Genomic DNA, 15405 nt, shown 5'->3' on the forward strand with positions numbered 1-15405 from the left:
GCACGCGGGCGGAAAGTGCAGCGCCGCGCGAGGGACACGGCAGGCTGGGCGGTAGCCGAGCCTGCCAGTGGCCCGAGCAAGCGGAAACAAAGGGAGCTGCGCCAAACGAAGCCACCGAGGGCATTGCGAAGGCGGCGAAGGCGATAGCCGCAGCCGCCGAAGCATTGCCCGGTGCGAAAGGTCGCCACCGCTGTAGCCCGGCGCGACGCTTGCGCCGTTTTACTTGCAAGCGGCGTGACGGGCGGACCGGGGGTCAGCTCACTAACTCTGTCAGCGAGCTAACAACCTTGAAACGGACTTCCTCGAAATTCTTGAAATGCCGCTTACCGCATTCGATGCGCAACTCTTCAATAGGCCGCAACAAATCGAGCTGTATATGGTCTCTGTTGCCAGTGTTCTTAGTTTCTGCGACAAAGTACAAAGTTTTATCGTTGCGATACGCGAGTGCCCAATCCGGGTTGTACAGGCCGACTGGCGTCTCAATCTTAAACCAGCGCGGCAGCTTGATGTAGAACAGCACATCGTCGTTGTCTTCGCAGGCTTGCGCGAATAACCGTTCCGGGCCTGAATTGGAATCGATGACGATATGCGAAAAGAGCGTCTTGTCCTGCTTCTCCACCGCCTTCACGTTGGACGCAAACACTTCCATTAAATCATCACCCTCGAAGCATCGCATTTCATAGGCCAGACCTTCAACCTTAAAATACTCGACGCCGTTCACTAAGACTTCGCGTTTCACGGCATTGATCGCTTCCGCCGTGTGTTCGATGAAAGCCTGCGGATTCTTAACGGCGTCGGTGAGCCGCCCTGAATCAAGTAAAATGCGCGCAACGGTTGACTTCGCAAACCCAGTTTTCGCCTGTACCTGCCCAACAAAGTCCGGCATAACGTACTTTGCCTCTAGTGTTTGTGTGCGCAAGCCGGTTTGCTTACCGGTAACACCTGTAGTGCTGATGACAATATCGGCACGGGTGAGCGCCACTTTTGGCCGTTCAATAACGGGCATCTTATCCTTAATCCGCTGTGCAGCCTTTCTTGAGAGTTCCGCTGTACTGTAATGAACTCGATAGCGGGTACGTGCACGAATCTTTTCCCATAGGTCCAGAAAGCGGCTATCAGTTTCATAGCCCTTCTTGAGACGCACCGTTACCTTATCGCGCTCGTTCTGCACCATCTCGCGTTTGAATGTTACCCCGGCTTCGACCATCTCAGTCTGCAACTGGTTAGCAAAGTCCTCGTAGCTCTCATTGGCGATAACGGTTAGGTGGTTCACAGCCCGGTCACGTACCCGCTCGCCATCCTTGTTCACGCACAGGCGCAAGCCTCGACCGATCTCCTGGCGCTTCTTGATGTCCGAACTGGATTCGACCAGCGTGCAAATCTGGAACACGTTGGGATTGTCCCAGCCCTCGCGCAGCGCGGAATGGCTGAAGATAAAGGCCAGCGGTTCGCTCAAGTCCAGCAGGCGCTCTTTGTGGCGCATGATGAGCGCATAAGTATCCTCGTCGTCCTTGCCGCTGCGCTCTGTTGAATCCTTCCAGACACCAGCCTTGTCCTGCGAGAAGTAGCCGTTATGCACCTGTGCCGCTTCATGCGGCATGAGCCCCGCGTAATTGGGCTTGGCGCGGTACTGTTCGTAAATCTCCTCGAACCATTTGGCGAACTTGCCCTTGGCTGTCATACCGTCCTCCCCGTAGGTGCGGTAGTTTGCCACCCGGTCGATGAAGAAAACTGAAAGCACCTTGATCCCCATCGGATGCAAGCGCAACGCCTTCTCGAAGTGGCGGCGCACCGTGGCCTCGATCTGCAAGCGCAGGATGGCGTCGGTCAGCGCGCCGTGTGGCTGGCCTAGACGCACCCGCACGTCGTTGGCGAAGGTGACATAGCCCTCGCCCGCGTCGATCTCGTTGACTATGAAGCCGTCGCGGTAAATCTCGCGCTTGTTGGAAAACTTCTCGGAATAAAGGTCGTCCCCGTTCTTCACGGTCACGGTCATTTTCGCTGGGCCGCTGGCCTGATTGACCCAAATGGTGAGTTTGGCCGACACACTGCGAGCGCCTGTCCTGAAACCTTCCACCTCGATATAAGCCTGATTTGCATCCCTCAGCTCGATCACCGAATCCACGCCGATCTGCTTCACTAGCCCCAGCTCGTAGGCGCGCACCGGGTCCAGCGAGTGAATCAGGTTGTAAGTATTGCGGTGAGTGGCGGAGTAGCGCAGCGTACACATAGGATTCAGGCGCGCGATGGCCTGCTTGCGGATGTCAGTCTCCAGGTTCTGCGGCTCGTCCAGGATCAGGATGGGGTGCGTGGCCTGGATGAACTCGATGGGCGCCACCCCGGTTTCGCGTACCTGGTTGATGACGTTGCCCTTGGACTTCTTGCGGCGCGCACCCGCCGCGCCGTTTGCCTCGGTCGAATCCTTGGCGAAGGCATCGATGTTGATAACCAGAATCTGGATCGCATCGGAAAGCGCGAAATTGCGAAGCTGATTCACCTTGGCCGAGTCGTACACCATGAATTCAGTGCGCTCATAGTCGTAAAGCGTCTGTAAATGTTCCTTGGTGATTTGCAGGCTTTTCAGCACCCCCTCGCGGATCGCCACCGAAGGCACCACGATGACAAACTTCCTGAAGCCGTAGGTCTTCGCCAGTTCATGGACGGTGCGCAGATAGACGTAGGTCTTGCCCGTGCCGGTCTCCATCTCCACGGTGAAATTAGGAAACGCGCCGACCGGTGTCCCATCATCCAGCGTCATGGTCTCCAGTGCCAACGAAGGCTCGATGCCGTGCGCTTTTTGGACAGCGTGCAGGTTTTCCAGCCACTGCGCATCGTCGATCACCCGATGGTTGGCGATGCCGGTTTGCGTGAGCTTCAGGCTGGAAAGCTCGTCTTCGCGCGTCACGGCAGTCTGCGAGGCGACCGGCTGCCCCTCGAACAGCTCCACCACGGCGCGGATGGCTTCGAGCTGGTAGTCCTGATTCGCGTCGAATTGCAGCTTCATCCGAACGATCTTACAGGCAAGTGAATTTGATTCCCGCGTCGCGGCATTGCAGGTCCAGATTGGTCTTCAAGGTGTCCGAATCCTGAAACACCCCGTCGATGGCGATGATCTCGCGCGGCTTCAGGTCCACCAGCGGCTGGATCATGGCTTCGGTGAAGCCCTCCAGCACGAACAGCATCTTGCGCTCGTGTATGGCGAAGACCTTACCGCCCGCCACATCCAACGTTTCGACAGGCGTTGTCAGTTCCTGCCCGAACTTCAGCAGCAACTCATAGAGCATGTCCTCGATCTGCGCGCCTTCCTTTTCGGACTTGGCGAACATCTGCATTTGCTCGGCGAGTTGCTCGGGCGTGTCGATGCCGTCGCCGCGCCATTGTTTGAAGTTGGAGGGCATAAGTAGAAAAGACTTGAAACCAAGATCATCAGGGATCGGAGATACCAAGTCGGATGCTGCCTTGAGTTGCTCAATGACGCGCGCGATGCGATCCCTGCTTAATGCCGCAATAGTCGGATAACCAGCTTTGAAGGCCGCACTTTTCTCATCACACGGCTCTGGAATCTGAACAGCCAATACTCGCCGACTTCCACCTTCTCTTGCATTCAGGGTAAGCACTGCTTCCACGGTGCTTGCGGAGCCAGCAAAAAAATCCACCACCAAGCCTTTGTCATCGTCACCTATGCAATAGCGAATGAGTCGCGCCAAGACTTCATGATCCTTGGGATTATTGAAAAGCTTCCCGCCCATCAGTTTCCGTAGATACTTCACAGAGACTTGGGACTGCTTGTAAAGAACACTCCCGATAACCTGAAGACCGATCTCGTCGTCGGAAACCTCTTCTTCATCGAAATCGGTCATCTGATCGTCGGAAAGTTCATCGGGAACGGGAATGAGGTGGGCCTTCCGGAATGGTGGCTCCTTGTGGTCGTCACGAAACTCAACCAGCCCCAGCTTGATCTGACGCTGCATCTCTTCCGTGGTTGAGTAAATCCATCCACGTTCGGGAACCTTGCAAGGCTTTTTCGTGACGGGGTGCGGAACGTCATACCGCGGCCCGCCACCACCCGGCCAGGAAATATCACGGTCACGCCATGGCCCCCACTTATCCACCCATTTGTGGCGACTCAGCTTCTTGGACGGATGCGAATCGGGGAGCGATTTGTACCATTCACGAAGGGCCTCCTGTTGCGCTTCATAGTTGGTCTCTCCGCACTTTGCCTTTAGTTCGCGCCACTTCTCGACGATCTCTTTGGCCCCTGGTTTGGGTTCGCGCCAAACCGTCTTGTTTTCCTTCAGCCGAGTCATGCTACGTGCGTAAATCAGCAGATATTCGTGGCCAATAGAAACGAGCTTGGCGTCATTCTTCCGCCCTTTTTCCCAAACCATCTGGGCAATCAGGTTCTCGGGGCCGAACACCTCATCCATGAGCAATTTAAGATTGGACGCCTCGTTGTCGTCGATGGATACCAAGATCACCCCATCGTCGCGCAGCAGGTTCCGTGCGATGTAAAGGCGCGGCAACATCATCGACAGCCAGTTGCTGTGATAGTGCCCGTTTTCCTTGCTGTTCTTGCGAAAGAACCCTTCGCGCATCAGCGTGCCGTCGTCGGTCAGCTCGTTGATGCGCCGCAGGTAGTCTTCCTTGCTCTCCTGAAAGCGGTCGGGGTAGATGAAACTGTCGGAACCGGTGTTGTAGGGCGGGTCGATGTAGATCAGCTTGACCTTGCCGAAATACGCCTTCTGCAAGACCTTGAGCACTTCCAGGTTCTCACCCTCGATGAAAACATGTTGCGCCTGGTCGAAATTCACCGACTTGTCGCGCTCGGGCCGCAGTGTGGCGGTGGACGGGGTTTGCAGCACCTTGTAGGCGTTGGCCTTGCCCGCCCAGGTGAGCGCGTAGCGTTCGCCGCCTTCGATTACGGCCTCTTCGCCCAGGGCGCGCTTGAGTGCAGCCACGTCAAGCCTACCTTCCGAGAAGGCTTCAGGCACGAGGGCGGTGAGCTGTGCGCGGCGCTCGTCGGCGGGGTTGGGCGATTCGGCGATGGTCTTGTTCTCGTCAGTCATGGGCAATCCTGAATCGGTTATCGGTTGCGGATGCGACGTTCGCGCACCTGCTTCAATGCGCCCTGTTCTGGAATCGTGACACCGTTACGTCCGCAATAGTCCCGGATCAACACCTCCACCATATTGGCAATGGAACGATGCTCCCGCTCGGCGGCCGTGCGTAACGCTTCCTTCAAGGCTGGTTCGATACGAAAGGTCAGCGTGGTGGTCTTGGCGATGGCCATCCTCTCCCTCAGAGACGGCATACTGCGGATGTACTGTAATGTACTGTAAAATCCGGCATAGTCCAAATGGTAGGCATCGGAGGAAGTGATGCGACCCAAGATTTTCGACCTTCTTTTCAAGGACGACCGAATGTTTGTTCTAGAGATTTGCCCAGTGACAATGCGAAGCCTGACGTCGAGCGCACCAGAAATGCAGGAATGGGCTGTAATCACTCGTCGGAATGTCCCCGGCTATCCGCCGCACAGATCGGACACATTTTCATCCAGAGCCGAGGCAGTTGAGTACTACAAGAAAGTAGTTGTTGAAACGCCTCGGGTGAGTCTTGGAAATAAGCCACCAGATCCTTTGCCAACCCTCGATGCCTATACTTCGTGGTTGTTGGCAGAGAATCTCTATGACCCAATTCTCAATCAAAGCGCTCCCGTTAAACCCGATGCCTAACGCAGCGACATGTTCCACCGCCCGCCAGAAGGGCGCAAATGGGGCCGTCACTATTCAATCAACAGATTTCTTCCGGCAGATACCGAATCCCCTGCTCGCCTTCTACTTCCAGGAACGAGCATAAGGGGCTACATGTCGAAAAAGAATGGCGACGGAAAGAACCGCTCGGTACTACCCGAGGAAGTACAACGCCTCATAATGCGCAAACTGCAACAACGGAAACGCGAGCAGGAAATGCTACAGGTAAGTGCAAATCAGACCGCCTACTCGAAACTGCATGATGAGGTAGTGGCAAACATCCGTCTCCAAAGATTGGGGGCGGCATTCACTTCGGTTCCATTGACGGCGTACCGCGAGATTGTCGCAAGTGCCACGGCCATTACCAAAGATTGGCCAGGCATCGTGTGGGAAACCACCGCGTCCATCCTGGAGAAGGCGCAAGTTTTACTGCGCGACAGTTTGGTGCTTAACAAGATTGTCGATGAATTTGCCTGGGGCATAGGACAGAATCCTTTCACGCTAAGCTACATTGATCCCGAGCGATTCAGGGGGGCCGTGCATAGAGAGGCAGGCCGATACGGCGTGATACAGCAAGATGTTATGGCGTCATTCAATAGTCAGCTGGAATTTACTGCCGCAGCGGCCCAATGTTTAATCCTCAATACTGCAAGCCAGGCGCGCGAAGTTATTAGCATCGCCATTGACGAGCACCTGCTCGCGCAACGCCATAGTGCATCGTCCGTTGCATCCAACTTCTCCACTCTCATCACGACGCAGCGCGAAATACGAAAGCAGGCTACGCAGAAGCAGTACCAGGCTTGGCAAAAGGCGTACCGGTACTTGAAGCGCAAACGACGGAACATGTCTGATGTCTGGTACGCGCAGCAGATCGCCAAGATGGATATTGCCAAAGACCGCGACGCAGATACCATCCGCAAATACATGAAGAAGTAAAGAAGAAGAAATAGTTGGGCGAAACTTTTTCGCCCAAATCGCCTACTGCAAACCCCTTGTTTTCTCCCGTTGCCGTTGCATGGTGTGTAAATTCCAGTGACCGAAGGTGGTCCGCCTATAACTACAGCCCATTGGTTTTACAGGCAAGCACCGACCACATCGGGCCAGATCCGTAAGTTTAATCGCCCAAATCGCCCACCTAACTTGCTCATCGTCAATTCCCATAACACTTAACGAGGTTTGAAGATGATGCACAACATACTGAGACTTCCCGCTGTCAAGACCCGCACGGGCCTGTCCCGCAGCACGATTTACCTTCGTGTCGCACAAGGTAAGTTTCCCAAGCCCGTCAGCTTAGGCGCGCGCGCCGTAGGTTGGGTTGAATCTGAAATTCAAGAATGGCTAGAGAGGCAGATTGAATCGAGCCGCAAGGCGAATGCATGAATGGGAACACGCCATCCGAATCCACGTCTTGCCAAAATCCATCGTAACTACACCGTGGAGGAGATCGCCACTTTATTAGGCGTTCACAGGAATACCGTGCGGGAGTGGATCAAGCACGGCCTACCGACCACTGACGGCAAGCGGCCGATGCTGATCCTTGGTCGCGACCTGCGTGCTTTCCTCCAGGCCCGGCGGACGAAGAACAAGCGGCCGTGTCAGCCGGGGGAAATATATTGCGTCCGGTGTCGTGCTCCGAAAACCCCAGCCGGCAACATGGTGGAGTACGAGGCCGTGACCGAAAAGCTGGGGAACCTGATTGCGATCTGTCCGGACTGCGGCTCGATCATGAACCGGCGTGTAAGCCTAGCCAAGCTGGAGCAGATTCGCGGTCAAATGGACATCACGATGCCGCAGGCGTTGCGACACATTAAGAGAGAGCGCTCAACCCTCCGTGAACAGTGACTTGAGTTAGGGAGCATCTAACCATGACAACTCACAATGCCAACAATGAACGGATCAAGCGGCGTTATTTTGCCTATCTCAAAGAAGCCAAGCGTCACAGCGAACCGACGGTGGATGCAGTCGCCAAGGCATTAAATCGCTTTGAGGTCTACACCAAGTACCGCGATTTCAAGGCATTTCACTTTGAGCAGGCGGTCGCCTTCAAAAAACACCTTGCCGAACAAAGGGGGCAGCAATCCGGGGAGAAGCTGAGCAAGGCGACCTTGCACGCCACGCTGGCACACCTGAAAAGGTTCTTTCAATGGCTTGCAGGACAACCAGGCTATAAATCCCGCCTTCAGTATTCGGATGCCGATTATTTCAACCTGTCCGACAAGGACATGCGCGTTGCGACGGCCCACCGGGAACAGTCGGCACCGACATTGGAACAGGTGAAGCACGTTATCAATACGATGCCGGCAAATACGGATATTGAGCGCCGTAACCGGGCGCTTGTCGCCTTCACACTATTGACTGGCGCGCGGGATAGCGCCATTGCGTCCATGAAGTTGAAGCATATAGACTTGATTGCGGGCAGCGCCTACCAAGATGCTCGCGAGGTTCGGACCAAATTTAGCAAGACCTTCACGACATACTTCTTCCCAGTCGGGGACGAGATTCTCAAGATCGTTGCAGACTGGGTGACGTATTTGCGAGAGGTGAAGCTTTGGGGCAATGACGATCCACTCTTCCCGGCGACGCGCATTGCGTTGGGGGCGACTCGCCAGTTTGAGGCGGTCGGGCTGAAACGGGCACACTGGAGCAGTGCCGCGCGAATCCGCACAATCTTTCGCGACGCCTTTGCCAGCGCCGGCCTGCCCTATTTCAACCCGCACAGCTTTAGAAAAACGCTTGTGGCTCTTGGGGAGGTTCTCTGTCAGACGCCGGAACAGTTCAAGGCGTGGAGCCAGAATCTTGGCCATGAAGGCGTCTTGACGACTTTCTACAGCTATGGCCAGGTGGGGAACCGACGCCAAGGTGAAATCATCAAGAGCCTGGGCATACCCCAACCCACCACCCAAACGAACGTAGCCGAGCTAGCCAAGGCCGTGGCCCGCGAACTACGGCAGTCAGAACACAGTTAACTCCCCAGTCAATAATGAGCATAGCTTTAATAGGAGTGTGTGCGATCAGCATGCCACCTTTTTGGTATGGACGGATGCGAGAATAAAGCCTGTCTCCCCGTAGCACTGTCGAGAAAGGGGGGTAATGTCGAGATTCAATTCGTCAGCAGCAGACAAGGTTTGAATTTTTATGGTAGCCACCAGACGGCATCAGAAACCGAGATAGAATCAGAAGCATGATGCTCGAAAAAATCATATCCGGCGGCCAAACCGGCGTTGACCGCGCAGCACTCGACGTGGCGTTGGAGCTGGGGATTCCCTGCGGTGGCTGGTGCCCGAGCGGGCGCAAGGCAGAAGACGGCGCCATCCCCGCGCACTACCCGCTCCAGGAACTGCCCTCGGGAGGATACCGCCAGCGTACCAAACGAAATGTGCGTGAGTCGAACGGGACGCTCATTCTCTACAAGGATCAATTAACGGGCGGCAGCGCGTTCACCGCGGACGAGGCACACAAACAGGCCAAGCCTTGTTATACGGTAGAGCTGTCAGCGCCAACCGACCCACGCGAGGTCAAGGAATGGATCAGGCAGAACAATATCCGGGTGTTGAATATCGCAGGGCCGCGCGAAGGCTGTGCGCCGGGAATCCACGCCGTGGCAGCCTCCTATCTTCGGGCGCTGCTCCAGTCTGACCGCCGTTCCCAAGGCTGAGACTCAACTGGCGGCGTGGTTTCATTGACCACTGAACTGTTTCCGCCACGTCGTGACCGGAGAGGTGATGCCAGTCCATCACATCCTTTGCCAGCACGGTAATGGCATTCCAGCACCAAGGCTGGGCGATCAGCCGGCGGGTCTGCCGGCGCATACGCTCAAGAAAATGCGCTGTCTGATCGCCGGGGATAAAGAGGGTGTCTCGCAGCGATTCGCGCAGATTGTCGAGAAACTCCTGAGCCGCTAGCGCCCGTTGAAGGTCGGAACGGGCGCCCAGGGATCGTAACGGCGTGCGCAGGAGCTTTGCCTCCGCGAGGGGGCCGGCGAGCATTATCTTCACCTCGCGTTCTACTTCAGAAAAAACATGCGTCCAGTAGCGCAATGTATCCCGCGGATTCCGGGTATCCGGCGCGTCGGGAAACCATGCCCGTACCCATTTCACCCATCCGTTACCTGGAAAGTGGTGCAAGATACGCACCTCTTTGACCACGCGGCCGTAATGGAGCGCGACTACCGCGTGCGCTGCTTCGTGATAGGACGCAAGCTCGCAATGCAACGCATGATCGGCGAAACGGGTCTCCTGCATATTGCTTGTCCTCAAGTGCTCATATCAATAGCTAAGGAACAGATAACCCTACTCCATTTCCCGTTCTTCAGCTAAGGTCGTGCCTGGATCTGGTTTCATAACCTCTCGTTGCCTGGCAAACTCCTCGGGGTCATGCGGCCGGATTTCAGCGAAATTGCGAAGGCCGTGGCCCACGAACTGCGCGAGTCAAAACATCCAAGCTACTCGGTCAAGAACGTGTAGGTATGAATTAGAGGGTGCATCAATCTGGCTGTGGGGGCATATTTGGGGGCATATAATTTGCGGCAAGACATAAAACAACCCACAATCAAAAAGTTAACTCACTGATGTGAGTGAGTCCCGGGAGCCAGTTTTTTCCAAATCTTTCCGTGTTTCTGTAACTTGGCGCGTTCCAATGTGTCAAGGATTTGTAACCGACCTGCTTGAAATATCAGAAAATTCTGGAAAGCATGCCATTAGTGAAAGATTTCCTGAGCGGGACGTCAAGATAAGATTGATCCATCCCCGTGGCGTCTGGTTATCAAATCACTGCGCGCACGGCATCATTGCCACAAACTATGACAATGGCTGTCAATGATGTGATGAAGCGTGCAACGGGTTAGGACTTCCGGAGTTAAGCGCCTCGCCTAACCTCCATGGATCGCCACCAACAGCACAAACATCGCTAGAAAAAGCGCCAGCCCCACCCATCCGATCCGGGCTGACCGGCGCATGAATTGGGCTTCGCTATCAGTCATATCAATCATAATTATCTGGCCGCTATTTTCCAATGTCGTTTCCAAGTTCGCAAGTCAAATTTTCGACGAAGAATTTTCCTACCGGGTTAAGTTGGATTCAAAATTTAGGGATGACACCGGCAAAAACAAGCGGATCGTCACACTCCAGCGCGTCGAATGTCACTACTGCAATGAAAGGTATTAAACCTGCTGCTAACTATGGGCGATTGATGCGATAACTGAAATTGGGTTGTACGTATTTTACTTTGCCCGAATCAAGACCTTTTTGCTTGATTGCGGCCAATCCCGGGTCATGCTGCAGTTTGATGAGATAATAGCCGCCGCCAAGATCGGTGACATCTCTCACGCCGTAGGCCTCATAAAGCTTGTGAAGCAAATCTGGGCCGGTTCCCGAATGAACGCTGACAATATATTCACCCGCAGCTTGCTGCGCAGATGCCGGACTTCTGGCCTGTAATGGTGGGTCAGCTTTATCCGTTATCGGACCACTGCAAGCAACTGTGGCGCATAAAAGCGGCAAAAGCACGCTCAATGCATACAGATTACGGGAAATTCCATGGCTCCGTTCATTGCACACTGACTGAAAGACCTATTGGCTGGTTGATGTAGGCCAGAGATCCCATAGCATTAACAGCCTTTCCTGTGGTCGTTTTGCCTGACAAGGCTGTCACCATTTCACCCCCATTCTTGATTGCATTGACCACTTGGGTATAGGTATACGAAGGATTATAAGCCCACACTAGAGCAGCCAGCCCTGCCACGTGTGGAGTGGCCATGGAGGTGCCGTTAATTGTGTTGTAACTTGTCGTGTTTAAATTTAGCGTCATAATGACGAAATCGCTAATCGCCACGCCAAGATCCGTCAAGCTGGCATCGGATTGCAGTTGAAATCCGACGTTGCAAGTTGCGCTAATACATCCAGTTATGTCCCGGCTCACAAAAAGAAGAAACGGAAATGTTTCTATTTCAGTAACATCATCAACGATTATTCCACCTCCAGAAAATGGATCAGAACCTGTAGTAAGGTAGCCAACCCGAAAATGATCTCCTTTCTTGATGTTTATAGCGCGAAAAGAATTCAACACGGCTGCATCGCCTGTAATATTAAATGACTTGTAAACTCGGTCATCCGCGCTGCTGTTGTATTGACCGCTCGGGTAATTTGTGGGATTGAGCAGATATTGAGTTCCACTCAGGTTGACAGATCCCCACCCACCAGTTGCAGGATTGAAAGTCCAACTGCTAGTCAAGTTGTCAGGAAATGCTGCATTAGTTCCAGCCCATTGGCTCAAAATATTGGTACCCGGTGCGCCAACATCCACACTGGTTGCACCATAGTTAGAAAAGCTAGCAAGTTGAAATTTCTGATCCAGGGCAGCGATGCATACAAGATTCGATTGAGTGAAATTGCATGGATAGGACGGCGAAGATCCACTATCTGTGTTTGATCCGGAATTTCCAGCTGCAACCACCACCACAACACCGCTGTTTTCTGCATCTGTGATGGCGTCACTAAATGATAGGTCGAACACAGGATCAACCACACTCAGACTTAAGTTAATCACCTTGGCACCATGCGTAAGCGCAAAGTTTATGCCTTGACGAATAGTTGCTGTGTTTCCATTACCAGCTGCATCCAATACGCGGACGGCCATGATACTGGCCTTCCAGCAGACGCCTGTAGTGCCGGATCCGTTGTTTCCCACTGCACCGATGATGCCAGCGAGATGGGTGCCATGACCGTTTAGATCCATGGGATCATTATCGTTGTCGATAAAATCCTGGCCATGATTGGGATCGCCGTTCCACATATTGGCCGTGAGATCAACGTGGTTGTAATTTACGCCGGTATCGATCACCGCCACCGTAACGGTACTGCAGTCTGTGAGTTGATCCCATGCCAGCTCGAGGTCCATGTCACTGCCCGGATTTCCGGGATTATTGGTGCCAAACACCGACGAGGATGGTGGTTGTGTGAACGAATTAGTTATGGTCTGGCCGGTGTTTTTCAATGCCCACTGCTGTCCGTAATTCGAGTCATTTGGAGCGGTGGCAATCCGGTAAATGTAATTGGGCTGGACGGACTCCACATTCGGATCATTGCCGTAGGCCACCAAGGCCGCCTCCACGGAAAGTCCTTTAGAAAGCTTAAGATTGACCCATCCCGATTGGTACAGGGCACGAATTTTTTTTGCCCCATGGCGGCTGACAGATAGCTCCTGGGATTGAAGTGAGACTGTTGGTTTGAATTTTATAAGGATTTCATCAGATACTTGTGCTTGACGGGCATTCTTGCCAGTGGCAAGTCCGCTCGATACTGAAGTGGCGGAACTTCCCTGCCCTACCATCACGATCGAGGTGGAGAGCGCCAGCAGCAAGATGCCAATGAATATTGGCTTTTTCATTTTCATTTCTACGTTTTTTTCTTCAGGGAACGTTGACGGTGATCGGGCCCGATGCCGCACTGACACTGCCGCTAGTGCTGCCGGGCGGATTGAGCGTTGAATACGCGACGACCGTTACGGTGTAATTTCCTGTAAGGAGGGAGGTCGTTGTGGTGGTCGGGGCCAAAGGACCGGACACGTAGGGCACGTCGATCGCAGGCTGGCCGCTGATATTCACAATGTAGCCGCCCCCCGCCCGGTTAACCGCCGTCTCCGGATTAGCCGTCCAGCTAATCGTGACCGTATGCAAAGTTGGTGGAGACGAAGATCCTCCACCTCCACAAGCCGAGATGGAAATGAAGATTAGGCAATAAAAAAACAAAATCAGCCTACGAAAGGCGAGCTGCAAAATTTGTTTCATGAAGCACGCCTCGATTTCTTGTCCCTCCGGTTATCATTGTGCCTATCCTCCCTCTGACGAGAAAAGCCAAATCGACCGGGTAAACGCGGATTAACTACCTAAAGATAGAATATAAGTCCTAATGTGGATATCTGCAAACCGGAAATCATGCAATTCGAGCTGTTTATTTTGCGATCTTCCCGAGCATCGCGGTCAATTCGGGTAACGCCTGCAACAGATCGGCGACGAGACCGTAATCGGCTGAATTGAATATCGGAGCCTGTTCATCCTTGTTTATCGCGACGATCACCTTTGCTTCGGTGATGCCGGCAAGATGCTGGATAGCACCCGAGATCCCTACGGCAATATAAAGTTCTGGCGCTACCACTTTTCCGGTCTGGCCCACCTGCCAGTCGTTGGGCGCGTAGCCAGCATCAACCGCCGCGCGTGAAGCGCCGATGGCGCCACCGAGCCGATCGGCCAGCGCTTCCAGCAGCTGGAAATTTTCGCGGCTACCCACGCCACGGCCGCCGGATATGACGACACGCGCTTGCGTTAACTCCGGCCGGGACGATGCCGTCGTATCTCGCGACACAAATCGGGTATGACTTTGAGCATTGGCCGGTGAAATTTTTTCGATAGCCGCTGAACCACCGTCGACCGCAGGCACAAATGCCGTTGGCCGCACGGTGATGACCTTGATCGGATCACGCGAGCGCACGGTGGCCAAGGCATTGCCCGCGTAAATCGGGCGCACAAAAGTATCCGGTGAGATGATCTCTATTACGTCCGACAGTTGTGCGACGTCGAGCAAGGCCGCGACTCGTGGCAGCAGATTCTTTCCGAAGGTGGTGGCCGGCGCCAGGATATGCGTGTAGTCGCGACCGATGCTGACGACGAGCGGCGCCAATTCCTCGGCCAGGACATGCCGGTAACGCTCGTCGTCAACGAACAAAACCTTGGCTACGCCATTGATACTGCAAACCACATCAACCACCGACTGGCACTGCACACCCGCTACCAACACCGTAACGACTTCCCCCAATCGAAGGGCGGCGGAAATCGTTGCACGCGTGGCATGCTTGAGTGAGCTATGGTCGTGCTCCGCGATAACCAAAACGGCCATCAGATCACCTTGGCCTCGTAGCGCAGTTTGTCGACCAGCTCCGCGATGGTGGCTACCATCACTTGTCGGCGTTGGCGTTCAGGCTCGGTGACTTTGAGAGTTTCGGTGCGGGGCGTGGTATCCACACCGAGCGACGTCGCCGTCAATCTCTCAATGGGCTTTTTCCTGGCCTTGACGATATTGGGCAGGGTGGCGTAACGCGGCTGGTTCAGCCGCAGATCGGTGGTGATCACTGCCGGCAATTTCAGTGACAGCGTTTCGCGTCCTTCGTCTATTTCTCGCATCACCTCGATACGTTTGACTTTCAGGCGCAACCCCGAGGCAAACGTACCTTGAGGCCAGCCGAGCAATGCCGCCAGCATTTGGCCTGTCTGGTTGGCGTCATCATCGATGGCCTGCTTACCGAGAATCACGAGTCCAGGGTTCTCGCGCCGTGCAAGGGCGGCCAGCAACTTGGCGACGGCCAATGGCTCGAGTTCCTCTGCAGACTCAATCAAAATGCCACGATCCACGCCCATGGCAAGCGCCGAAAGAATCGTTTCCTGGCAAGCGGCCGTTCCGAGCGAAACCGCAACGACTTCGGTCGCCACGCCGGTTTCTTTGAAACGCAATGCTTCTTCGACGGCTATCTCATCGAACGGGTTCATGGCCATCTTGACGTTGGCGGTTTCTATACCGGAATGATCCGCCTTGACGCGCGGCCGGATGTTATAGTCAATCACCCGCTTTACCGAGACGAGTATTTTCATGTGAGATTGGTTAGGATG

Annotated in this window: 15 protein-coding genes; 7 read left to right on the forward strand and 8 right to left on the reverse strand. The window is 54.4% G+C overall.

Annotated elements, in window-relative coordinates:
- Positions 1–253: 253 nt before the first annotated feature.
- The 3 genes from WD823_RS13155 to WD823_RS13165 are packed head-to-tail and all read right to left on the reverse strand — an operon-like array spanning position 254 to position 5290.
- Complete coding sequence (locus WD823_RS13155) at positions 254–3004, reverse strand: DEAD/DEAH box helicase family protein (RefSeq protein ID WP_368429951.1); 2751 nt, start codon at positions 3002–3004, stop codon at positions 254–256.
- Between the two features lie 10 nt (positions 3005–3014).
- Complete coding sequence (locus WD823_RS13160) at positions 3015–5066, reverse strand: site-specific DNA-methyltransferase (RefSeq protein ID WP_368429952.1); 2052 nt, start codon at positions 5064–5066, stop codon at positions 3015–3017.
- 17 nt (positions 5067–5083) lie between these two features.
- Complete coding sequence (locus tag WD823_RS13165) at positions 5084–5290, reverse strand: ribbon-helix-helix protein, CopG family (protein ID WP_368429953.1); 207 nt, start codon at positions 5288–5290, stop codon at positions 5084–5086.
- 88 nt (positions 5291–5378) lie between these two features.
- Between WD823_RS13165 and WD823_RS13170 the strand changes: the two genes are divergently transcribed.
- From WD823_RS13170 to WD823_RS13200, 7 genes are all read left to right on the forward strand, one after another.
- Positions 5379–5732, forward strand: a complete 354-nt coding sequence (locus WD823_RS13170) for a hypothetical protein (protein ID WP_368429954.1) — start codon at positions 5379–5381, stop codon at positions 5730–5732.
- A 132-nt stretch (positions 5733–5864) separates the two neighbouring features.
- Positions 5865–6686, forward strand: coding sequence for a hypothetical protein (locus WD823_RS13175; protein WP_368429955.1), 822 nt, complete (start codon positions 5865–5867; stop codon positions 6684–6686).
- Positions 6687–6932: 246 nt separating this feature from the next.
- Positions 6933–7130, forward strand: coding sequence for a helix-turn-helix transcriptional regulator (locus WD823_RS13180; protein ID WP_368429956.1), 198 nt, complete (start codon positions 6933–6935; stop codon positions 7128–7130).
- Entirely contained in the window at positions 7131–7592 is a 462-nt protein-coding gene (locus WD823_RS13185; RefSeq protein WP_368429957.1) for a helix-turn-helix domain-containing protein, read from the forward strand.
- Between the two features lie 23 nt (positions 7593–7615).
- Positions 7616–8716 carry a tyrosine-type recombinase/integrase gene (locus WD823_RS13190; protein WP_368429958.1) on the forward strand — a complete coding sequence of 367 codons (1101 nt, stop codon included), beginning with the start codon at positions 7616–7618 and terminating at the stop codon, positions 8714–8716.
- 215 nt (positions 8717–8931) lie between these two features.
- Positions 8932–9405, forward strand: coding sequence for a putative molybdenum carrier protein (locus WD823_RS13195; RefSeq protein ID WP_368429959.1), 474 nt, complete (start codon positions 8932–8934; stop codon positions 9403–9405).
- Between the two features lie 67 nt (positions 9406–9472).
- Positions 9473–9652, forward strand: coding sequence for a hypothetical protein (locus WD823_RS13200; protein ID WP_368429960.1), 180 nt, complete (start codon positions 9473–9475; stop codon positions 9650–9652).
- A 1272-nt stretch (positions 9653–10924) separates the two neighbouring features.
- Here the strand turns inward: WD823_RS13200 and WD823_RS13205 are convergent.
- The 5 genes from WD823_RS13205 to WD823_RS13225 form a co-directional block, all read right to left on the reverse strand.
- Positions 10925–11254, reverse strand: coding sequence for a hypothetical protein (locus WD823_RS13205; protein ID WP_368429961.1), 330 nt, complete (start codon positions 11252–11254; stop codon positions 10925–10927).
- Between the two features lie 40 nt (positions 11255–11294).
- Positions 11295–13139 (reverse strand): S8 family serine peptidase, encoded by a 1845-nt coding sequence (locus WD823_RS13210; RefSeq protein WP_368429962.1) that lies wholly within the window; start codon positions 13137–13139, stop codon positions 11295–11297.
- A 16-nt stretch (positions 13140–13155) separates the two neighbouring features.
- Positions 13156–13533: a hypothetical protein gene (locus WD823_RS13215; protein ID WP_368429963.1), complete on the reverse strand. Its 378-nt coding sequence runs from the start codon at positions 13531–13533 to the stop codon at positions 13156–13158.
- 163 nt (positions 13534–13696) lie between these two features.
- Positions 13697–14638, reverse strand: a complete 942-nt coding sequence (locus tag WD823_RS13220; protein WP_368429964.1) for an electron transfer flavoprotein subunit alpha/FixB family protein — start codon at positions 14636–14638, stop codon at positions 13697–13699.
- On the reverse strand, positions 14638–15387 hold the full coding sequence (locus WD823_RS13225) for an electron transfer flavoprotein subunit beta/FixA family protein (RefSeq protein ID WP_368429965.1): 750 nt from the start codon (positions 15385–15387) through the stop codon (positions 14638–14640). The genes WD823_RS13220 and WD823_RS13225 overlap by 1 nt, the downstream gene beginning before the upstream one ends.
- Between the last annotated feature and the right edge of the window lie 18 nt (positions 15388–15405).

This window comes from Sulfuricaulis sp. (assembly GCF_040901545.1).
GTDB lineage: Bacteria > Pseudomonadota > Gammaproteobacteria > Acidiferrobacterales > Sulfurifustaceae > Sulfuricaulis.